This is a genomic window from Flavobacterium sp. KBS0721 (assembly GCF_002007065.3).
GTDB lineage: Bacteria > Bacteroidota > Bacteroidia > Flavobacteriales > Flavobacteriaceae > Flavobacterium > Flavobacterium piscis.
This window is the reverse complement of record NZ_CP042170.1, coordinates 1442466-1464499: the sequence shown is the minus strand read 5'-3', so window position 1 is coordinate 1464499 and position 22034 is coordinate 1442466. Positions and strand designations below refer to the sequence as shown.

General features: G+C 33.6%; 24 protein-coding genes. 9 read left to right on the top strand and 15 right to left on the bottom strand.

Going from position 1 to position 22034, the window contains the following annotated elements:
- Positions 1 to 69 precede the first annotated feature (69 nt).
- From B0M43_RS06535 to B0M43_RS06525, 3 genes are all read left to right on the top strand, one after another.
- Positions 70 to 636, top strand: coding sequence for a 30S ribosomal protein S16 (locus B0M43_RS06535; protein ID WP_065451538.1), 567 nt, complete (start codon positions 70 to 72; stop codon positions 634 to 636).
- Positions 637 to 651: 15 nt separating this feature from the next.
- Positions 652 to 1176, top strand: coding sequence for a ribosome maturation factor RimM (rimM, locus tag B0M43_RS06530; protein ID WP_078006425.1), 525 nt, complete (start codon positions 652 to 654; stop codon positions 1174 to 1176).
- A 69-nt stretch (positions 1177 to 1245) separates the two neighbouring features.
- Entirely contained in the window at positions 1246 to 1959 is a 714-nt protein-coding gene (locus B0M43_RS06525) for a tRNA1(Val) (adenine(37)-N6)-methyltransferase (protein ID WP_078006426.1), read from the top strand.
- On the opposite strand, the gene B0M43_RS06520 is transcribed toward B0M43_RS06525, so the two are convergent.
- The 8 genes from B0M43_RS06520 to B0M43_RS06485 form a co-directional block, all read right to left on the bottom strand.
- Entirely contained in the window at positions 1956 to 3248 is a 1293-nt protein-coding gene (locus B0M43_RS06520) for an HlyD family secretion protein (protein ID WP_078006427.1), read from the bottom strand. The two genes, B0M43_RS06525 and B0M43_RS06520, sit on opposite strands and share 4 nt — an antisense overlap.
- 2 nt (positions 3249 to 3250) lie before the next feature.
- On the bottom strand, positions 3251 to 5443 hold the full coding sequence (locus B0M43_RS06515) for a peptidase domain-containing ABC transporter (protein WP_065451542.1): 2193 nt from the start codon (positions 5441 to 5443) through the stop codon (positions 3251 to 3253).
- Positions 5444 to 5718: 275 nt separating this feature from the next.
- Positions 5719 to 5907 (bottom strand): hypothetical protein, encoded by a 189-nt coding sequence (locus B0M43_RS06510; RefSeq protein WP_065451543.1) that lies wholly within the window; start codon positions 5905 to 5907, stop codon positions 5719 to 5721.
- Between the two features lie 358 nt (positions 5908 to 6265).
- Positions 6266 to 6457, bottom strand: coding sequence for a hypothetical protein (locus B0M43_RS06505; protein ID WP_065451544.1), 192 nt, complete (start codon positions 6455 to 6457; stop codon positions 6266 to 6268).
- Between the two features lie 58 nt (positions 6458 to 6515).
- Entirely contained in the window at positions 6516 to 6728 is a 213-nt protein-coding gene (locus B0M43_RS06500; RefSeq protein ID WP_065451545.1) for a hypothetical protein, read from the bottom strand.
- Positions 6729 to 6764: 36 nt separating this feature from the next.
- Complete coding sequence (locus tag B0M43_RS06495; RefSeq protein ID WP_065451546.1) at positions 6765 to 6974, bottom strand: hypothetical protein; 210 nt, start codon at positions 6972 to 6974, stop codon at positions 6765 to 6767.
- 72 nt (positions 6975 to 7046) lie between these two features.
- Positions 7047 to 7226 carry a hypothetical protein gene (locus B0M43_RS06490; RefSeq protein ID WP_078006429.1) on the bottom strand — a complete coding sequence of 60 codons (180 nt, stop codon included), beginning with the start codon at positions 7224 to 7226 and terminating at the stop codon, positions 7047 to 7049.
- Positions 7227 to 7321: 95 nt separating this feature from the next.
- Positions 7322 to 8884 (bottom strand): vitamin K epoxide reductase family protein, encoded by a 1563-nt coding sequence (locus tag B0M43_RS06485; RefSeq protein ID WP_078006430.1) that lies wholly within the window; start codon positions 8882 to 8884, stop codon positions 7322 to 7324.
- A gap of 261 nt (positions 8885 to 9145) precedes the next feature.
- On the opposite strand from B0M43_RS06485, the gene B0M43_RS06480 reads away from it, so the two are divergent.
- Positions 9146 to 9271, top strand: coding sequence for an rSAM-modified peptide (locus tag B0M43_RS06480; protein ID WP_123921771.1), 126 nt, complete (start codon positions 9146 to 9148; stop codon positions 9269 to 9271).
- Positions 9272 to 9380: 109 nt separating this feature from the next.
- Positions 9381 to 9563, top strand: a complete 183-nt coding sequence (locus B0M43_RS06475; protein WP_078006431.1) for a hypothetical protein — start codon at positions 9381 to 9383, stop codon at positions 9561 to 9563.
- A gap of 157 nt (positions 9564 to 9720) precedes the next feature.
- On the opposite strand, the gene B0M43_RS06470 is transcribed toward B0M43_RS06475, so the two are convergent.
- Entirely contained in the window at positions 9721 to 11478 is a 1758-nt protein-coding gene (locus B0M43_RS06470; protein ID WP_078006432.1) for an AraC family transcriptional regulator, read from the bottom strand.
- Between the two features lie 168 nt (positions 11479 to 11646).
- Between B0M43_RS06470 and B0M43_RS06465 the strand changes: the two genes are divergently transcribed.
- The 3 genes from B0M43_RS06465 to B0M43_RS06455 all read left to right on the top strand — a co-directional run bounded on the left by B0M43_RS06465 (position 11647) and on the right by B0M43_RS06455 (position 14525).
- On the top strand, positions 11647 to 12825 hold the full coding sequence (locus B0M43_RS06465) for an acyl-CoA dehydrogenase family protein (RefSeq protein WP_065451550.1): 1179 nt from the start codon (positions 11647 to 11649) through the stop codon (positions 12823 to 12825).
- Positions 12826 to 12913: 88 nt separating this feature from the next.
- On the top strand, positions 12914 to 13696 hold the full coding sequence (locus B0M43_RS06460; protein WP_078006433.1) for a DUF3050 domain-containing protein: 783 nt from the start codon (positions 12914 to 12916) through the stop codon (positions 13694 to 13696).
- A gap of 67 nt (positions 13697 to 13763) precedes the next feature.
- On the top strand, positions 13764 to 14525 hold the full coding sequence (locus B0M43_RS06455) for an SGNH/GDSL hydrolase family protein (RefSeq protein ID WP_078006434.1): 762 nt from the start codon (positions 13764 to 13766) through the stop codon (positions 14523 to 14525).
- Between the two features lie 279 nt (positions 14526 to 14804).
- On the opposite strand, the gene B0M43_RS06450 is transcribed toward B0M43_RS06455, so the two are convergent.
- The 6 genes from B0M43_RS06450 to B0M43_RS06420 all read right to left on the bottom strand — a co-directional run bounded on the left by B0M43_RS06450 (position 14805) and on the right by B0M43_RS06420 (position 20943).
- Positions 14805 to 15842 (bottom strand): hypothetical protein, encoded by a 1038-nt coding sequence (locus B0M43_RS06450; protein ID WP_078006435.1) that lies wholly within the window; start codon positions 15840 to 15842, stop codon positions 14805 to 14807.
- Positions 15820 to 17448, bottom strand: a complete 1629-nt coding sequence (locus tag B0M43_RS06445) for an NAD(P)/FAD-dependent oxidoreductase (protein WP_078006436.1) — start codon at positions 17446 to 17448, stop codon at positions 15820 to 15822. Before B0M43_RS06445 ends, B0M43_RS06450 begins: the two co-directional genes overlap by 23 nt.
- Positions 17423 to 18943 (bottom strand): polyamine aminopropyltransferase, encoded by a 1521-nt coding sequence (locus B0M43_RS06440; protein WP_078006437.1) that lies wholly within the window; start codon positions 18941 to 18943, stop codon positions 17423 to 17425. The genes B0M43_RS06445 and B0M43_RS06440 overlap by 26 nt, the downstream gene beginning before the upstream one ends.
- Positions 18936 to 19151 carry a DUF350 domain-containing protein gene (locus tag B0M43_RS06435; protein WP_065451555.1) on the bottom strand — a complete coding sequence of 72 codons (216 nt, stop codon included), beginning with the start codon at positions 19149 to 19151 and terminating at the stop codon, positions 18936 to 18938. Before B0M43_RS06435 ends, B0M43_RS06440 begins: the two co-directional genes overlap by 8 nt.
- A 196-nt stretch (positions 19152 to 19347) precedes the next feature.
- Positions 19348 to 20577 carry a DUF4178 domain-containing protein gene (locus B0M43_RS06425; protein WP_078006438.1) on the bottom strand — a complete coding sequence of 410 codons (1230 nt, stop codon included), beginning with the start codon at positions 20575 to 20577 and terminating at the stop codon, positions 19348 to 19350.
- Positions 20578 to 20580: 3 nt separating this feature from the next.
- On the bottom strand, positions 20581 to 20943 hold the full coding sequence (locus tag B0M43_RS06420; RefSeq protein WP_078006969.1) for an S-adenosylmethionine decarboxylase family protein: 363 nt from the start codon (positions 20941 to 20943) through the stop codon (positions 20581 to 20583).
- A 198-nt stretch (positions 20944 to 21141) separates the two neighbouring features.
- Between B0M43_RS06420 and B0M43_RS06415 the strand changes: the two genes are divergently transcribed.
- Positions 21142 to 21954: a helix-turn-helix domain-containing protein gene (locus B0M43_RS06415; RefSeq protein WP_078006439.1), complete on the top strand. Its 813-nt coding sequence runs from the start codon at positions 21142 to 21144 to the stop codon at positions 21952 to 21954.
- Positions 21955 to 22034 lie beyond the last annotated feature (80 nt).

Genomic DNA, 22034 nt, shown 5'->3' with positions numbered 1-22034 from the left:
ATAAAAAAATTATATCTTTGCGCCCTTAATTAACAGAGGTCGAGTACCTCAAAATTTAATCATAAGATTATGTCAGTAAAAATTAGATTACAAAGACACGGTAAAAAACAAAGACCTTTTTACTGGGTTGTAGCTGCGGATGCACGCTCAAAAAGAGATGGTAAATACTTAGAGAAAATCGGTACTTACAATCCTAACACAAACCCTGCAACTATCGAATTAAACATTGATAGCGCTGTAAAATGGTTACACAATGGTGCACAACCAACTGATACTGCTAGAGCAATTCTTTCTTACAAAGGTGCTTTATTGAAACACCACCTTGATGGAGGTATTCGTAAAGGTGCTTTAACTCAAGAACAAGCTGATGCAAAATTAGCTGATTGGTTAGATGCTAAAGCTGGAAAAGTTGATGCTAAAAAAGAAGGTTTAACAAAAGCGCAAGCTGATGCTAGAGCTAAATCTTTAAAAGCAGAGCAAGAAGTTAATGCTAAACGTTTAGCTGCTGCAGCTCAGGCTGAAGCTGATGCTATCGCTGCTGCAACTCCTGCAGTTGAAGAAGAAGTTGCTGAAGTTGAAGAATCAACTGAAGAAGCTCCTGCTGCTGAAGAAAATAACGAAACAACTGAAGCATAATTATACTTAGCGAGAATGCGTAAAGAAGATTGTTTTTATTTAGGTAAAATCGCTAAAAAATTTAGTTTCAAAGGTGAAGTTCTGGCTTATTTAGACACGGACGAACCTGAGTTATACGAAAATCTGGAATCAGTGTTTATTGAATGCAATAAACACCTGGTTCCTTTTTTTATTGAAAAAAGTTCATTGCACAAAAACGACTTTCTTAGAATTCGTTTTGAAGATATGGATACCGAAGAAGAAGCAGACGCCATTATGGGTAATGCCATTTATCTTCCTTTGAATATGTTGCCAAAACTTTCCGGCAACAAATTTTATTTCCACGAAGTTATCGGTTTCGAAATTGAAGATCAGCGTTTAGGCGTTTTTGGAAAAATTGTTGCCGTAAACGATTCTACCGCCCAACCTCTTTTTGAAGTTTTGAATGGCGAAGTAGAAATGCTGATTCCGATGATCGATCATTTCCTTGTAAAAATTGATCGTGAGAATAAAAAAGTTATCATGAATTTGCCTGAAGGGCTTGTTGAAATGTACTTATAAAAGTTTTCAGTTTTCTGTCACAGTTTTCAGTTGCTCACTTTACTTAAACCTATTTTAAATTTTTCGGCAATGTCTAAATTCACTTTTAAGCAATTTTCTATCGAACAAGACAAAACCGCTATGAAAGTAGGAACAGATGGTGTATTACTAGGCTCGTGGGCGCCAATAAATCATAATCCGTTTAGTGTATTAGATATTGGTGCAGGAACCGGAATTATTGCTATGATGCTTGCCCAGCGAACGCATGCAGAACAAATTGATGCCTTGGAAATTGACGAGGATGCTTATGAACAAGCCGTTGATAATTTTGAAAATTCTCCTTGGGGTGATCGCTTGTTTTGTTTTCATGCTGGCTTAGATGAATTTATCGAGGAACCGGAAGATGAATATGATCTTATTGTTTCAAATCCTCCTTTTTATGCCGAAGATTATAAAACTGAAAATGAACAACGTGATTTAGCTCGTTTTCAGGATGCCATGCCTTTTGAAGAACTGGTTGAAGCTGCCGATTTGCTTTTATCTGAAAACGGAATATTTGCTATAATTATTCCTTTTAAAGAAGAAGCAAAATTTATCGCTTTAGCGAAAGAATCAGAATTATATCCCGCAAAAATTACACGCGTAAAAGGCACTCCAACCTCAACGATAAAGCGCAGTTTATTGGCTTTTAGCCGAAATGAAACTGCAGTACTCGAAATCGACGAATTAACAATCGAAATCGACCGACATGTTTATACTCCGGAATATATAGAATTGACAAAAGAGTTTTATCTAAAGTTTTAAACCTGCTCAAAAATACTCTTAAACTGATACAGAATTCTTTCGATTAGTCGAAGATCTTCAGTTACAATTTCGGCACTTCCTTTCATTTCCTGCTGAAAAACGATTTGTTTTTTATAAGAAGTTTGCAGTCCGTTTGGCAGCGCGACATCTAATAATAAATTTCCATCTTTGTCCGGAACCAGAGAAATGTTCTGAATCTTTCCTTTTAGTACACCAAATTCTCTGTCCGGAAAATTCGCTAATCGGATATTTACCGTTTGCCCTACTTTTATCTTCCCGGAATTTAAGGCCGGTGCTTTTACTTTGCCTACAAAACCATTTTTAGTATCCGGAATAATAGAGAAAACATTATCTCCAACATTTATGGTTTGGCTTTCTGTCCAAACCTGCAAAAATGTAACCACTCCGCTAACAGAAGAGTTTAGTGCATAAGCAAATTCCCAATCTTTTATTACTTTTTTAAGCTGATAAAAAGACTGCGCCATGTTTCTTCCTAAGGTAACTTCTTCTTTAGTGCCGCTTATTTGCGAATTCTGACTTAATTTTGAATTATCAATCAAAGAGGACTTTAATTGGGAAATAGAGGTTAAAAGACTCTTATAGCTCTTCTGTGCCTGAAGATAACCCAGTTTTTTGGCTTCCATTTCCTGAGCCGAAATAATTCCTTTATTGAATAAGGTTTCAAAACGTGCAATTTCGTTTTTCTGAAGCTGCAATTCACTTTCATTAATTATCTTTTGCTGCTGCAGAATTTCCAATCTTTCCTTTATCTGTACTTTCTCTGAAACCTGCGCTCTGTTTTCGACCTGAAAAGGCTGTAAATCTTTATTTAATGCTTCGGCCTGATAATCTTTTTGAAAAACAGCGAAGGCACTTTCGATTTCACCCAATTGTGCATTTTTTAGCAAAGCAAAAGGAAAAGCTTTTTGCGGATTGTTGATATTATATTCATCCACTATTTTTTTCAATAAAAACACATCTTTGTAATTCGCTGTGTTTTCGATAATTGCGAGTGTACTGTTTTTTGAAACTATCGATTTGTTTTTTACCAAAATCGCTTCGATACGACCGGAAGATTTTGATACTATTTTCTCTGGCGGAATATTGGTGGTAATAACAATTTCGGTATTCACAACATCCGGATATTTGATGAACCAGGATACAAAAAACAACATAAAAATAATTACAAATATCAAAACGGTTCCCCAGCGAATCATCCAGTGGGGTACTCTGGTAAGGATATCTTGCACTTCCTCACTTCTTAATTCGAATGTAGTATCTTCTGCCATGATTAATTTCCTAATTGTAATTGATTTTTAACCAGTTCAAAATAATTTCCTTTTTGTTCTACCAAAGCAGAGTGATTGCCAATTTCAATAATTTTTCCTTTATCTAAAACCACAATTTGATCTGCATTCATGACTGTACTCAGTCGGTGCGCAATAACCACTACAGTTTTATCTTTAAAAAAAATATCCAGTTTGCGCATAATTTCTTTTTCATTATTGGCATCTAAGGCTGATGTTGCTTCATCAAAAAACAATATCTCAGGATTTTTATACACTGCTCTTGCTATTTGCATACGCTGTTTTTGTCCGGTGCTCATTCCTGTTCCTTCGGCTCCAATTTTAGTATTATAGCCCAAAGGCAAACCGCTGATGTATTCTTTTATATTGGCTACATCTGAGGCATAAACCAAGCGTTCTTTATCGACCTTATCTACGCCAAAAGCAATATTATTAGCGATCGTATCACTAAAAATAAAACCTTCCTGCATCACGGCGCCAATATTGGATCGCCATGCTTTTTGCGAAATATTTTTAAACTGTGTATTGCCAATCGTTATTTCTCCTTTCTCAGGTTCATAAAACTTAAGAAGCAGCTTCATTAAAGTCGTTTTTCCGCTTCCGCTAACACCTACTATGGCTGTGACTTTATTGGCGGGAATCTTTAGGCTCAAATCATCTAAAACCGGAATATCTGATCCCAGATAACGATACGAAAGATTTTTTATCTCAATATCAGAATCAAAAGGAACATCACTGGTTTGATGAACTTCCTGTTGTGTTTCATCTTCTTTCTCATGAATTTCAGACAATCTTGCCAATGAAATTTTAGCATCCTGAAGTTCTCTCACAAATTCTATAAGCTGCGTAATAGGTCCGTTTAAACTTCCTACGATCGAGCTTATCGCCAGCATCATCCCCAACGTTATAGAACCATCGATTACCAGTTTGGCAGAAAGAAATATGATGAAAATATTTTTCAGTTCATTAATGACAGATGAACCAATGGTTTGTGTTTGCTCTAAAACCAATCCTTTTATCGAAACCCTGAAAAGTCTGGCCTGAATATACTCCCAACCCCAGCGTTTTTGTTTTTCGGCATTATGCAGTTTAATTTCCTGCATTCCGTTAATAAGTTCCATCACTTTGTTTTGCTCGTTCGAAACCTCGGCAAAACGTTTATAATCGAGAACTTCTCTTCGTTTTAAGAATAAAGTGATCCAGCCAAAATAAAGAATACTTCCCGCAAAAAACACGAAAAATATCTGAACATTAAAATAAGCCAGTACTCCGCCCAGTACAAACATATTAATTACAGAAAACAAAACATTTAATGATGATGTGGTGAGAATTTTTTCGATTCTGCGATGATCATTAATACGCTGCATAATATCTCCTGTCATTCTCACATCAAAAAAAGAAATAGGCAGATTCATTAATTTAATAAAGAAATCTGAAATAAGCGAAATATTGATGCGGGTAGAAAGATGCAGTAATATCCAGCTCCTGATGAGTTCCAGACCTGTTTTTCCGGCAAAAAGAAATAGTTGCGCGAAAAGAATTAAGTAAATAAAATGAATGTTTTGATTTTGTATCCCGACATCGACAATACTTTGGGTTAAAAACGGAAAAATTAGCTGCAGTAAACTACTTGCCAGCAGCCCTATGCTTAGTTGTATTAGAAATGATTTGTACCGCAAAACGTATTGCGACAATAATGCAAAACCTAAACCTTTATTTTCTTCCTTATCAAATTCAGACTGAAAAAACTTTGGTGCGGCTTCCATCAGTAATGCAACTCCTTCCTGAGTAAATTCGTCTGCATTATTACCTATCCAGAATTTAATAAAATCCTGCTTATTATATTCGATTAAACCAAAAGCCGGATCAGAGATGTAATAGGTTCCTCTTTTGATTTTATAAAGTACTACATAATGGTTTTTATTCCAATGCAAAATACAAGGTAATGGAGCCTCGTGTAATCTTTCTAAATTTAATTTTACACCTAAAGTCCTAAAACCAATTTTCTCTGCGGCATCGCTTAAAAAAAGCAAGTTACTACCTTCACGAGTTGTTTCGCTAATGTCCCTCAACTCCTGAATGTTGATTGTTTTTCCGTAATGTTTCGCTACTATTTTTAAACATGTCGGGCCACAATCCTTATAATCAGCCTGCTTATAATTGGTGAATTTTTTCAACTTATATTCATTTATTTCAGAGCAATTTAAGATTAAATTTCTTTATTTAACAAAAATATGATATTTACTATTAAATTAATTATTCTCCCTTTTTGCAATCAATTTAAACAACTTATTTTAAACTGATTACATTTCATGCATCCAATTTCTATTTAATCTTTAAATCAATTTATTCGATCATTCTATATCATTCAAAATACCGTTAGGATCTGTATAAAAGAAACCGCCCAAATAAAAAATATGAGGCGGTTTTTTGTATTTTAAATTATAAAAAATTAGCTATCCAGCAAACAACTTTCCTCAATAACTGATGAGCAAACCTCACCTTCACCAGGATGTATGATCCCTGCAAAAGTGCCATCAGGACAATAACAAGCCTCAATTCCCGGACCTCCGCCATTGATATTTTTCTTTTCAACAGCACTTAAAACTTCTACTCCAATTAAATTTTTTAATTTTTTCATAATTTGTTTTTTGATTTGTTAGTACTTCAATCACTTTAAGACAGTCGAAGCGTCTGTCTATTAAAAAACTATCCTACTATTTTATTGTGTGAAAAAAAAACAGAGAAGATTGATATCTTCTCTGTTAGGGTATTTATAAACCATATTTATTAGAAATACAATTTCTGTAGGAGATGGCACTGGTTAACCCTAACCAATTAAAATCAACTCAGTGGCCAATTTTCCTAAAGAATCCCAACACCAATCATCAATGTGGGGAAATTGCTCAATGTTCCACGATCGAGCGCCTACAAATTAAAAAAAACATGACTAAATTCTAAAAAAGGCTATACTGTATTTCTATTAAAACGATTAAAAATTAGCAACAAAGGCGACTTGTTTCACATATGCCTGAAGATGTATTTACAGGACAAGTTCCGCCTGCCGGTATTAAAACACAACCAGCCTCAATAGCATAAATCCAGCATTCCGGAATTCCGCCTGATATATTTTTTTGCTCCACTTTTGTTATTCTTTGAGCATTTTCTAAATTCAAAATTTTTTTTAACATCTTTATGAGATATCATTCATTTATTCAGTCAAATAATATTATCAATAAGTTCCTCTTATTAACATGGAGCCATTAATATAGAACATTGATTATTTCCTATATATGCTGGTCTTAAGTTACGCGGATACGCTAAACATTGTGCTTGTGTAGCATAAAACACCACAAATTCTCCACACTCACCATCCGGCGGAACACTTCCTCCTGTAATACTTTTTTGCTCACTTGCGCTTAATACTTCTGCTCCTTTTATTTTTAAGATATTTTCTAACATAATATTTTAATTTAGGGTGTTATAAAAACTAGTGATTTATTCGAATGGAAATTTACAATTACCTGTACTTCCTTCACTTAAGCCCGGAATTGATCCGTCTGGACAATAAGTAAAACAGGATGCACTGCCAGTACTGCAAAAACAGTGACAAGTAGATGATTTTATAGGCTGTCCTCCTTGTATAACTTTTTGCTCATCTGTACTTAACAGCTGGGCACCTTCAAGGTTTAAAATGTTTTTTATCATAACTCTGTTTTTTGTTTTTTGTTTTTTGTTACTAATTACAATCAACTTCATTCGATTCTGATTATGCTGTAATTAGCAAGATTTTGTTCCGTTTGGTACGCAAGCCCAGTAATAAGGCACGGTTCCAAATTCGTTGCATCTCTTCGCAAAAGAACCTTCGTTACAAACCGGAGCATTGCCCCCGTCTATCATTTTTTGTTCATTTGCACTTAATTCTTTTGTTCCTTCAAGATTCAAAATGTTTTTTAGCATGACATTTAGGTTTTAATGTTTTCCGTTTATACTTCAATCCTTTATCGACATTTGAAGCTTCTGTCTATTGTAAATAAGATTATATTTTAGAACTATTAGGCTATTTTTTCAAAAACCTCACTAGTAGTAGTCTCCTCAACAAAATCATTTAAGAAATATTTCAATTCGCTTAATTCATATTCACTTGGAAATACTTTATCATTGACAATTTTAACCGGTGTATAATTAAAATTATTTTTAGAACACCATTCGTATTGTTTTTGTATTTCCTGATTTATCATGATGCTAACAGTATCAACATGCCATTTTTTTAACCATTTTTTCAGCCCCATTTTTTTTATATGCCAATCAGATATTGCTTCAACGGTTTTTCCGGGAGTAGCTCTGTTGATGGCCAAAAGTCTTTCTACAACTGGCTTATACGGATTTTCGGCATTTTCAGGATTAATATTGAATAGTACATTCAGGAATATCTTGTCCGGAAATCTCAATACTAAATCAAATGCCTCCTGAAATGTTTTATGACAATGTCCGCAGCTTGGGCTTATAATGATAGAAAGTTTGACAGCTGCATTTCGGTTTCCAAAATTCAATCCTCTTAAATCTTCTAAACCATTTGGATAAGGCACTTTTTTTGACAAAAAATTTAATAAAGAGTAATTTCTTTTGAATTTTTTCATCTCTTTCAGTGAATTTTCATTCTCCAGAACATTTTTTACCATTGTTTTTAAAACGGACCAAATTGGAATAAGAAGGACAACAGAAAATACAAAAGGAAAAATTTCCTGAAAACTAAAACTTAACGTAAACAAATCTGATGCAAACCATATCGCACTTTGCACAAATATTAAGGCCGAAACAGCCAGGCACATTACACACCATTTTTGAATCTCAAACTTTTGAATCCAAATGGAGGAAACAATTACCGGAATGGCCAGTAAACTTAAAAAACCAATAAAAATTGCCGATGAAAGCGGCTGTATTAAAATAGCAATTAAACTAGCCCCAAAGAAAATAAGAGGCAAATCTGAAAAACCAATCCATTTATTATTTCCTTCTTTACTATTGATAACAGAATTACAGGAAGAATTTGAACTAAGGTTACAAAATTTTGAAATGATACTGTTTTTAAAACCTAATTTTTCCTGAACTATAAAAATACTTACTATCATCCCCAAAACTGATGTTGCTAAAAATATAATGCTAAACAGCGTATAGTTATTATAAAAAAATGATAATCCAACTACAAGCAAAAGTGGTAAAGTAAATTTTAACCAACTGAATTCTACTTTTAAATTTTCTCTGGCAACAACATTATTTGGTTCTATTGCAACGATTACTCCATTCCAGTCTAAAAGGAAATTCTCGTAAGACATTTTTAAGCTTCCTTTTTTTAAAGTATTAATACGAACGAAGTTTTTAGCTTTTTCGACTAATATAATTTCTTCCTTAAAGTAGGCCAAAAAATTAGATGGTAAATCAACAATTTGTTCTTTCGAAACTCTTACTGCAGCATTCTCTACAGATAGCAAATCCAGAGAATCTGTTATGGCAAATAAACTTGGGTAATTGGGATGAGAAAGAAACAAATCCTTAAACTCATTTTTAATTTCTGAGTACCTGTTTATTTGTAGAAATTTTTGGACAAGTTTTAACATTTCTTTTGAGTCTTTAAAATCATAATTACAATACAAATATTGCTGTTTTTATTCGAAAAAAAACTTCACGAACACACATTTTATCAATTATACTACATACAATTTATAAATTATAGCAGGCTGAATGAATCATTCAAACAATTGAATAACAAATACTTATGTCAATTATATTTCGCATAAAAGCTTCAAAACACGAATCTCGATTAAGGGTTTTCCTTTTTGTCTAGTTTTGATAAATCATAAACCCTAATACTCAAACACATGACAAATCAAGGATTAAAATTGACAGATTTTCAAACAGAAAAAATAGCTAAAAACCAACAAAAAACTATTTCAGGAGGTGACGACATTGATCCATCTAAAGGAGATGGTAAAGGAGCAATGTAGTAGCTTTTAAAAAGCTTCAAAATCCAAGATCTCAATCTAAGATCATTATTAAAAAAAAAAATGTACTGCAATTTTTACATCAATAATTTAATTAATAAAGAAACTAATTATGACAACTCAAAAATTAAATATAAGCGATTTTCAAACAGAAAAATTATCTAAAAATCAACAAAGAACTGTTTCAGGAGGTGATTCGTCTATTGATCCGTCTAAAGGAGATGGAAAAGGAAGTACATTGCAGTCTCAGTCTATTGACCCATCTAAAGGAGACGGAAAAGGAAGCACACTTTAGTAAGATTTAAAGAATACAATGAAACTTCTTAATTTAAAGATTTTCAAAATAACAATTTTCAAAAATCAATAAAAACAGTTTTACTAAGAATTCAATTCTGCCAATGATATAAAAGGCATTATCATATAACAAGTCAGAAATAGTATTCTGTGATGTATTAAATATTATTCGCAAACTGAGCTGGAGACACTCCAGTTCTTTTGCGAAAAGATTTAGCAAATGAAACTGCATTTTTAAACCCAACACTTTCTGCAATGGCCTGAGTCGAATATTTACGATACATATGATTGGTGATCATTTCGTTGATTACATAATTAATCTTAAGCTCGTTCGAATATTCTCCAAAAGATTTACCAAATCGTTTATTTACCACATAAGATAAATAGGTGGTATTTGTTTTTATTTTTTTTGCTACGTAAGGCAACGTAAAATCAGCATTCAGGTATTCGAGTTTGTTTTCGAGCGCGAGTAATTTTTCGACTATTTTGTTTTCTTTGGCTTCATCGATACTTAAATTAGCATTTTCTTTCTTAAGTAAAACCTCTTCCTGCTCAAAAACTTCTTCTGTTATTTCTTCTTCTTGTTCAGGATAATTTGCTTTCTTTTCTAAATTAGCTTTAAATTCCTCGATCAGGTCATTCATTTTTTTATGAGCCTTGTTTTTGTCCCTGATGTTTTTAATCAATAAAAAAACAATTGAAACAAATAAAATGACATAAAAAACTTTCAATGCTTTATTGATAAAAACATCGTATTTATATTTTTCCTGAATAGACACCATTTCATTAGTCAAATCTCCAACCCCCAGCTTATAATTTACTTCCAGGATTTCTTCATTTAATTTTGACTCCGATTTTTCGTAATTGTCCAAATAAATTTTAGAATGTTTGTACGCAAGTTCTGGCTCTTTTAGAATGTTATAAATTTTTGCCTGATAATAATTTGATTTCAGATAATCTACCTGATTGGTTTTAGTACTCGCCGCTATCGAATCTGATTTTTTAAAAAAAACCAACGCCTTATCGTATTTTTTTGTGGTGAAATAAAGATCTCCTAAATTATAATTTGCTGTACATAATATCTCCGGCATATTATTTTGATGCGCTAAAAAAACGATGTCATAATATGTTTTTTCAGCGTTTGCATAATTTTTTTGCCAGCTGTAAATGTTACCTAAACTTAATTTGGCTACAATTTTATTATCGGGAAAATTTTGAGAATAACTAATTGTCTTTTTATAAAAATATTCGGCAGAATCCAGTAAAGTCTTTTTCTTGACATCTTTCATATAAAAAACTTCATACGAACCGGCCAAAATCAGATTGATATTGCTTTTATTATTTAAATATTGCTCTTTGGTATAGACTCTTTCATTTTTATCAACAAAATCATTAAGCTGTCTTAAGTCTTTAATAGCTAATAAATAATTCCCCACGGCTACATTGATCGAGGCAATATTGTTTTTAAATTTTACAATTTGAATAATATCTCCAATTTCTATAGAAAGCTTAATCCCTTGCTGATAACTTTCTATTGCTCCGCTAAAATTTCCTCTTTTCCATTCTGATAAACCCTGATAATTGTATAAAATAGATCTCAATTGTTTTTTATCCCGTGTCTCCGGCATTTTATTGAGGTAGCTTAAGGCAAGCTTATATTTTTGTTTGGATTGGGCTGAATTTCCTTTTAACTGAACTAAATATGACAATGCTCCATTTGCAAAAGCCAGGTGTTTATTGTTGTTAGATTTTACCATTTGATTGGCAAACACAATGGCACTATCTACATTGGCATTTGCAGTTAGCCTAATTTTATCTTGCAATAATAAGTACTCTTGTTCTGTTAAAGCATTTTTCTGTTGCGAAACTGCCGTATTCAGAACAAAAAAAAGTAAAAAAGAGATGATCAGCCTCATTAAATTTGTTTTTTGGAATCTCAAAAATAGCTTATAAATTTTCAATAAACTAAAATAAATTAAGGTTTATACTATTTTTCTTCTTTATGTGTTGAAAAAATATAACAATTTAACCTAGTTTTGTTATATTTTTATTACGTAAATTTGTTTTTGTAAAAACTATCACAAATGAAACCAGATTTATTTCAAGCTCCCGATTATTATAACCTAGACGATTTGCTAACAGACGAACACAAACTAGTTCGTGAATCAGCTCGTGCATGGGTAAAAAGAGAAGTTTCTCCTATTATAGAAGAATATGCTCAAAAAGCAGAATTTCCTAAACAAATTATTAAAGGACTTGGAGAAATTGGTGGTTTTGGCCCTTATATTCCCGTTGAATATGGCGGCGCAGGATTAGACCAAATTTCTTACGGTTTAATCATGCAGGAAATCGAGCGCGGCGATTCTGGCGTAAGATCGACCTCATCTGTTCAGTCTTCCTTAGTAATGTATCCTATCTGGAAATACGGAAACGAAGAACAACGTATGAAATATTTACCAAAACTGGCAACAGGAGAATTCATGGGCTGTTTTGGTTTAACAGAGCCTGATCATGGTTCTGATCCGGGAAGCATGATTACCAATTTTAAAGACAAGGGAGACCATTATCTTTTAAATGGTGCCAAAATGTGGATTTCGAATGCTCCTTTTGCAGATATTGCTGTTGTTTGGGCAAAAGATGAATCAGGAAGAATTCACGGATTAATTGTAGAGCGCGGCATGGAAGGTTTTACAACTCCGGAAACACATAATAAATGGTCGCTTCGTGCATCATCTACCGGAGAATTGATTTTTGATAATGTAAAAGTTCCTAAAGAAAACTTATTACCTAATAAATCCGGTCTGGGAGCACCGCTTGGCTGTTTAGATTCAGCACGATACGGAATCGCCTGGGGAGCAATTGGTGCTGCAATGGATTGTTACGATACAGCTTTAAGATATGCCAAAGAAAGAATTCAGTTTGGAAAACCAATTGGAGGAACGCAACTACAGCAGAAAAAACTTGCAGAAATGATTACCGAAATCACAAAAGCACAATTACTAACCTGGCGTTTAGGTGTTTTACGAAATGAAGGAAAAGCTACAACGGCTCAAATCTCGATGGCAAAACGTAACAATGTCGATATGGCCATTCATATTGCCCGCGAAGCCAGACAAATGCTGGGCGGAATGGGAATTACAGGCGAATATTCGATCATGCGCCATATGATGAATCTCGAAAGTGTCATTACTTATGAGGGAACTCACGACATACATTTACTGATTACTGGAATGGATGTAACTGGAATTCCAGCTTTTAAATAGTAAACAACTATTAAAATATATACAAAAACAATATCAAAAAGCTTCTTCTAACCGGGAAGCTTTTTATCTTTGACAAAAAATTACGAAAATGAATATTGAAACTATCCACAATAGCATTCAACCTCAAAAAGATCAACTTTTACAACATTCTTTATACAATAAAATTCAAAGCATCGATGACTTACACAGTTTCCTGGAAAGCCATGTTTTTGCTGTTTGGGATTTTATGTCATTACTAAAAGCCCTGCAAGCCAAACTTACCTGTACTACAACACCTTGGTTTGCTACAAAAAATCCTGAAACAAGATATTTAATCAATGAGATTGTCCTTGCCGAAGAAACCGATTTAAGCATTGACGGAAGAAGACAAAGTCATTATGAAATGTATATTGAAGCAATGCAGGATTGTGGAGCCGATACAAACGGAATCAATACCTTTTTGTCTGAAGTAAATTCGCTGCATAACATTTTTGTTGCCATCAAACAAAGTACGCTGCACCCAGATACAAAAGCCTTTTTAGACTTTACTTTTAGAGTGATCGAAGAAGGAAAACCGCATGAAATTGCTGCTGCCTTTACTTTTGGAAGAGAAGATTTAATACCGAGTATGTTTACCGCAATCCTGAAAAACTTTCAACAAAACCTTCCGGAGACTGATTTGAGCAAACTGCTTTATTATTTCGAAAGACATATAGAATTAGATGCCGACGAACACGGGCCAATGGCGATGCAAATGATTACTGATTTATGTGAAGACGATGCACAAAAATGGAAAGAAGTGGAAGAGATTTCGATTCTGGCATTAGAAAAACGTATCGGACTCTGGAATGCCATCGAAGAAGAAATAATGATGAAAACTGAAATGGTATAAAAAACCAAAACAAGTTATATAACGTAACTATTTGTTTAAAATGATCCTGAATCTAATTAAACAAATTATGAAATCACATTTCAAACAAATAGTTATTGTTATCCTTTCTATATTCCTTTTAAGCTGCAGTTCTGAAGATTCTGCTTCAAAAACTGCGGTAACGCCTCCTTTGCCCGTTATACCACCTAAAACAGAAGTCCCAACTACTCCAATTTCAGGCTCTGTAAAATACCTTGCTTTAGGCGACAGTTATACTATTGGACAAAGTGTTTGCGAAACTTGTCGTTTTCCTGAACAACTAAAATCAAGTTTAAAAACAATTTACCCTCAAACCGATTTTTCATTAAAAGTCATTGCCAGAACAGGCTGGACCACTTCAAACCTGATCTCGGCTATCAATAGCGAAAATCCTGATGCTACTTATGATTTAGTAACACTTTTAATTGGTGTAAACAATCAATATCAGCACATTGACTTTTCGGTTTATCAAAAAGAATTTCCGCAATTACTCAACAAAGCCATACAACTGGCAAAAGGTGATAAGAAAAACGTAATCGTAGTTTCGATTCCTGATTATGCTTACACGCCATTTGCTTCGGGCTATAGCAGCGCAAAACGAACAGAAATTTCAAATGAAATTGATCAATACAATACTTTTGCCGAAAATACGTGCACAAGCAGTGGCGTAACTTTTATTTCGATCACAGACATTACACGCCAAAGCACCAGTAATTTAGTCGCTTCAGATGGTTTACATCCTTCGGAAACTGCCTATAAATTATTTGTTGATCGTATTGTTCCTAAAGCAAAAATGATTTTACAGGATTAGTTTTTAGAAGCATAAAATCAATTTTCAAAACACCAATTGTCCCACTATTAGCTATATCTTTTATGGCGAACCCCGCCATAAAAGGATATCGCTGCTATCGGGGCTAAACGAGAAATTTTAGTTTTTTCAAGAAATTTTAGTTGCATTTCAGTAGCGTATGAAAAAGTAAACACGAATTGCACGAATTTACACGGATAAGTTCGTGGAATTAATTCACAAACTAAGTCGTGAATTAAAATTAGTGTCAATTGGTGAAATTCGTGTTCAATTTATAATTTCTCAAGAACTTTTGGCTGGGCTTTTATTAGACTTCCAAATAAATCCATCGAGTAAATAATGGGTAAATTGAGGTACGCTTAACAACGGAACTATTAAAAATTGCCAGGAAGAAAGATCAATAGCTGCTACTGATAAGTTTTCTTTCCAAACCAGAACTTCCCATAAAAATTCCTCCGTAAAAGCGATTCCTATTAAAATCAGGATGTAAATAAAAATTGCATTATAGCTTTTTAAATAACTAAAAACTCCCAAACTCTGATTTGGTTTATTTTCGATTTCCCTAAAATAAACCAATGCCATATACGGAATTCCGTGAGAGACTATATTTAATAAAGTAAAAATAAGATCGTCATTAAAATACACGATTCCAAAATACCACGAAAGCGCCGTTCCCAGAATAATCGCATTTTTAGGAATATTGAAAAACCTGTTTTTTATACTTTTATGAATGGTGTAACTTACATAAACGAATAAAATCGAAATATAGATCCAAAACAATATTTGTAACAAAAAGGCATTCTCAAAACGAAAAAACTCATTTGCTACAAACCAATTGAATTTCCTTTCTGAAGAAAAAAACCAATACAACATAGGATAACCCGTTGAAGCATAAATGGCGAGATTGTCTATAATAACAGAAACTCTCGTTTTTTCTTCGTTTCTCGCATACAATCGCATAAAGCCATATTGCTGGCGAATAAAATGAAAAACTGCTACATACGCCAGAAAGGACCAGAAAACCAAACTTCCAAAAGAGAAAAGAATAATCCCAATGGCGAAACAAATTGTTGGCAAAAGCAATAATCTTTTTTTATTCTTTTTAAATTCATCGGCTACAAAATAGGTTTTGAATAATGTCGCGTAAACGTGCGCCACATCAATAAAAACAATCAGAAAAAGCCAGGTATAAAACGAATACTTATTTTCGATTTCAGTAATATAATCCTGAAACAAAAATATAATGGCCAACACAAAAAAGGACGGACCAATGATGAACGCTAAATCGGTTTTGGCTTTATGAATCCAGGGTTGTTTCATCTAAAATTTGGTTTACGACATTAATTCCGTGATGAAAAGCTTCTTCAAAAATCGAGATTCCCGAAAGATCTGTATGGGCAAAATAAATACGATTGTCAATACTTTTTGAAGCTTCTTCTTTGGCTTTGCCAAAAATAAAACCCGGTGCAGGACTTACCATTCCGTGGCCTAAAAGAAAGACTTCCATCTCTTCGGTACAATCTTCAATATCCGGATGTGCAATTTTAAGATCATCAAAAACAAATTGTTTCCAATATTCTTTATTCTTTTTATACAATTCCTTTCGCGATGTTCTTAAATCAGCAGAAGAGAAACTATAGTAATACGTAATAACTTTTTTGGTCTGAACCTGATTCAACGATTGATGCTGATCATACACATAACCCAAACCTTTTGCATCGTAAATAACATTATCCCACGAAAGCGGAAAACTAAAATTATCGGCTAAATCGGTGACGGTTAAGCTTGCCAAAAGCCAGGGCGTATAGTGAAACTCTTTTGTAAATTCTTTTCGGTCTTTTATTAAATACTGATTCACAAACTGTGGCGTTGCCATGATTACTTTATCAGCAATAATTTCTACCGAAACTTTTTTGATATCATCAAAAGCTTTGGCGACCACTTTATTGTTTTCGACTTTAACCTCATAAACCAAATGATTTTTCAACGTTTTTTTGTCGGTATATTTTTTGAGATGAGATGCTAATCTGGCGTTTCCTTCCGGCCACGTTAAAACGCTTTCTTTTTTATCTGAAGCTGCATCTTGCTTTCTTCCCGCAAAATAATGAATTCCAGCCCAGGCAGAAACATAATGAATCCCAAGTCCGAAATCGTCTTTACAGCAATAATCGATATAATCAAATAGTGGTTTTGCTGCGAAATTATTGGTTTCAAACCATTCTTTCATCGTGATTTTATCCAAACTTCTCGTTTGAATATCTTCTGAAGAAAGACGAAGCGGAATATCAAATAAGTACTTTCCATCTTTTCCTTTTCCTTCACGAAAAGCATCCATTAATTTAAAAAAACGTTGGAATTCCAGATCCTGATCTTTAGAATTTCCTTCTTTCGGGACAACACCTTCCTGCCAGTTGTTTTTATAAAATAAACGTTCATCAGGAGCAAAAGACAATTGCAATTCATCAAAAACAGGCAATCCTTTTGCATCGTAACTTAATATGATTTTTTCTTCTTTAAGAAATTGTAACAATTCTTTATCCTTAAAATTAGGTAAAGGCAAATAATGCGCACCCAAAGGAAATTTAGAATACTTATTTTCCCCATTTGACGAGTTTCCGCCCAAATGACTTTCTAATTCAAGCATCAAAAAATCAGAAATGCCTTTTTTATGAAATTGTCTTGCAGCGCTTAAACCAGAAATTCCGCCACCAACAATGAGGTACGGAATATGAATTTGAGTTGTTGGTTTTGGGAAATCTTTTACCCATAAACGATGTCCCAAAAGATGATTGGTTCCGGACAAACGAAGCAACAGCTGGATAATTTTATCGGAACAAAATTGCAGAAAAGGAATTAATAGTAAAGAAGCTCCAATTCCTTTTACAAAACTGCGCCTTGATTTACTGTAATTTTCCCCATTCTTCATCAAAATAGCGTACTAAAATTTGGTTGTCTAATCGATTGATTTCAATTTCATTTGAGATCATATCGTTGGTAAAATAATTGAATCTGTCGAATTGGTAATTGTAGAATTTTAATCCGTCAGCTTTTCTGTTTACATTGTTAAAAGTAGTTCCAAAACCATTGATGGCGATCGTATAACCCCATTCTCCAAACGAAGGAACGTAAGCATGATAGGCATCGACCTGAGGAAAAACCTGCATTACGGTTTTATTGATACACCAAAATGATTTTGGCGCAAAATAAGGTGAAGTAGTCTGAATAACAACTGCTGCATCTGGCTGCAGAATCGTTTTTAAGGTTTGGTAAAAATTCAAAGAATACAGTTTTCCTAAACTATAATTTGACGGATCGGGAAAATCGATAATCGCGACATCAAACTTTTCGGTACACGTTTTTGCCCAAATATAAGCATCGGTATTGATGACTGTAACTTTCGGGTTGTTAAGCGAACCTTTATTAAAATCAGTTAATACTTTGTTGGTTTGAAACAATTTTGTCATTCCCTGATCAAGATCGACCAAAGTGACTTTTTCGACGTCTTTGTATTTTAAAATTTCACGAACTGCCAAACCATCGCCTCCGCCCAAAACCAAAACATGTTTGACATTTTTGGCAATCGACATTACGGGATGCACTAAGGCTTCGTGGTAACGATACTCGTCGGCTGAACTAAATTGTAGGTTGTTGTTTAGATAAAGCCTGTAATCGCTCTTATTGTGCGTTAAAACGATTCTCTGATAAGGAGTTGAGTTGGTATAAATAATATTTTCTCCGTAAAGCTTTCCTTCTGAATAAGCCAAAATTTTATCCGAAAAGACAAAAACGCCTAATAAAATCGCAAACGAAAAAATGGCTTTTGCCTTTAAGAAATAACTATTCTTTAATTCTCTTTTTAAAAGAAAACACAAAACAATAGCAATACTTACGTTGATCATCCCGAAGAACAGCGAAGTGCCCATGATTCCTAATTTTGGAACCAGTATCAACGGAAACAATATCGATGCTAATAAAGCCCCAATATAATCGAAGGTAAAAACATTAGAAACCAAATCTCTAAATTCGACTTTGTCTTTCAGGATATTCATTAATAATGGAATTTCTAACCCGACCAAAAATCCGGTTATGAAAACCAATAAATACAAAATGAACTGAAAGTACTCGACACTTTCGAACAATAAAAATAAAACTACTGAACTCAAACCGCCAATTAAACCAACTAATATTTCGATTTCGACAAAAGTGTTCAGTAAATTTTTATGAAAAAACTTAGAGAAAAAAGAGCCAATACCCATTGAAAAAAGGTAAACTCCAATAATAAATGAAAATTGTTTTACTGAATCGCCTAATAAATAACTGGCCAAAGTTCCCGCAACAAGCTCATAAATAAGCCCGCAGGTCGCAATAACAAATACGGCAAACAGCAATAAAAATTCAAACTTAATAAACTTTTTACCCATGAATTGCGGCACTAATAATCATTGAAATACCAATGATAAATGCTGCCAAAACAATAGCAACAGCAATATTATTTTTCTCGACAACCTCTTTCCAGGTATTTTCGGGAGTCATTTTTTCGATAATAAAATAAGCTGCTATCAAGATAACGAACCCTAAAACTGAATAAATGATCGAATTAACGATGGGCTGATAATGTATTAAATCCATACTTTAGAAATTTATTTATGATAAAAATGGTTAACTGAACTACGACTTCCTGACGTACTATATTTTTCTGTTGTTTCGCAATCGCAAATCCGGTTTCCGGAATAAGCAAAGTACAAATAGGCGGCAAAGCAAAATAATCCTATTGCAAGTGCGGCTATATTATTTTTAAAAAAATCAAAAATGCTTTTCATATCTATTATTCGCTATAAGGAGAATAAGAACTGTCTTCCCATCTCATCTTTTCAAAATTTATTTTAAAATATCGTATCACGACGTACACTACAATCATGAATATAGCAATAATCCATACGTTTCGACTTGAGGGCTGATTCCAAACCACTTTTACTTTCATTGCCGTATTTTTATTGTCTTCCGGTGCTTTTAGCGGTTTAATCAAAAGGTGGTATTTTCCTTCTTTAACTCCGCAAATATTAAATTTTTCAGACCAGTTGCCTTCGGTCCAGCTTTCACCATCTTCGTAACCGTGATAATACTCGATATCTTTATTGGCATGAATTTCATCATTGGTTGTTTCATTTACCAGCGCAACATCTACATTGGCCCATGAATTATCGACGTCTGTTGACACGTGAACGGTAATGGGAGCCGAACCTCCTTTTAGTACAAATGATTCACTTGTAACTTCTTTATCGTTAAAATCAGTAAAAGCTATGGCTTTATCAAAAACAATCTGCTCTGCCTGATCTTTATAAATATACCAGTTTGCCGTAATGATCATTAAAAGAAAAATGCAAAATATTATGGCCGTGTTATTTACATCAAAATAGTAGGGCTGAACAATACTTACGCCTCTTTGATACGGCAAATCAGCTTGTGGGAATGCTTTTTTAAGCTCTTTTTTGCTAATATATTCCCCCAGAAAAGCGGTTTCGACACCATTCATTTTTTCAATCGAAATCATCAAAGGCGGCTGGATATATTCTGTCAGATGGACTCTCTTAACAGGTAATTCAAAATCAAAAAAACCTGCCGCATTGTCTATATCGGTATCAGAATATTCGTAAAGATGAAAAGAACTGCTGTCGTATGTTATCGATTTTGGATGCATTCGTACATCGAATTTCTCTTCCATTTCGGTCAAAAATATCCAATGCCCGTTTGATTCAGAAAGATAAACAAAATCACCGGCATCATTTTTTAAGATATATTCTCTCCAATGATAACCTCCGTTGACCTTTTTGGTTATGGCACCCGTAACCATGTATTCCGTGCCTTTTAGAAGGCCTTTATCGCCAATTTTAAAATCAAAATAATTTACCTCAGGCCTAAATTTCGATCTTGAACGAAGCTGTCCTTCGCTATCTGCCCAATACAAACTGTGGCAATTGGGGCAGACAAAATTTACTACTTTAAAACCAACTTCCAGTTCGGTAACAGTATCACAATTGTAACAAGGAACTTTCATATACTAACGGTTAATTTCAAAATCTTTTATAATTGTTCCTTCAAAATAAGTAATATAATTTGCCATAACATCGCGTACTTTTTGTGAATTATCCTGTTGGTAATTACACAAATAAACATCTAAAGTTAGCTGATTGTATTCTGGCCAGGTGTGTATACAAATATGAGATTCTTTCAGGCAAAACGAAATCGTGAAACTGTCATTATCGAAATCATGAACAATAACACCTACTTTCTCAAGATTGTATTGCTCTAAAATTGAATTCGTTACCGCAACAAAACCCTGACTATCTGTTAGTTTTTGAGTTTCAGTGACATGTAAAGTGACTAGTTTATGTAAGCCCGGTGAATAAGGGGGTAAATCCATTAAAATATTTATATACGGGACCAAATATATAATATTTTTAGATAATTTTAACAAGAAAGAATTTGATATTGAATCATTTTTCAAAACCATAACCATCAATTATAATCCGTAAAATATCCTTAAATTTGCCAAAAGCCTATTGTTTACATTCAGACTACAAAAAACGGATATAAACAATTTTCATTCAACAATTTAAAAATGCAGGTTTCTCCATCAAAAGCATTAGCGCCTTACATAAAACATTATCTTTTTTTGGATAGTGCAGCAACCGCTATACAAAAACTGCGCTTGTTTTCTGATGGTAATACCGGCCTTGTATTTTCTTTGAAAAACAAACTTATTGCCGGCATTGATAATTATGAAGTAAAGAATTATTTGCCAACTTCTTTCATATACGGACAACTCGATGGCTTTAAAGACATTTATTCTGATAATGAAATTTCATTACTAATTGTCGTTTTTCAGCCCAACGGAATACATCAGTTATTGGGTATTCCTGCCAATGAATTTCAGGATGCTATTCTTCCGGTTGAAGATGTATTGGGGCAAAAAGCGTCTCTACTTCAGGAGAAATTATCGGAACAAAATAATCAAGGAAGAGTGGAACTTTTAAATCAGTTCTTTGGCACTTTAATCAGTTCAAAACCAATTTCAAATCAGTTCATCATCAATCATTCTTTAGATTTTATTGTGGCGAATAAAGGAGATTTCACTCTAAAACAATTGGTGGATTATACCGGTTATACCGAAAGACATTTGGAAAGAAAGTTCAAAGAATGTATTGGGTTAAATCCGAAAAAATTTGGCAACGTTATAAGGCTACATCATTTCCTAAAACTGCTAAAAGATAAATCTCAGGAAACCAACCTCACGACAATTTGTTATGATGCCGGATTCTCTGACCAATCCCATCTGATAAAAGAATTTAGAAAACATACCGGAATAACGCCGAAAGAATATTTAGTGAGCACCGGAAAATTAACCAACAACCTCATCAAAACTTCTCTTTAAGGTTTATTTTAAAATGTCGGTTTTATACAATTTATAGTATTTTCTGAACGCTACTTTTGACTTTCATTAATAGCAAATCA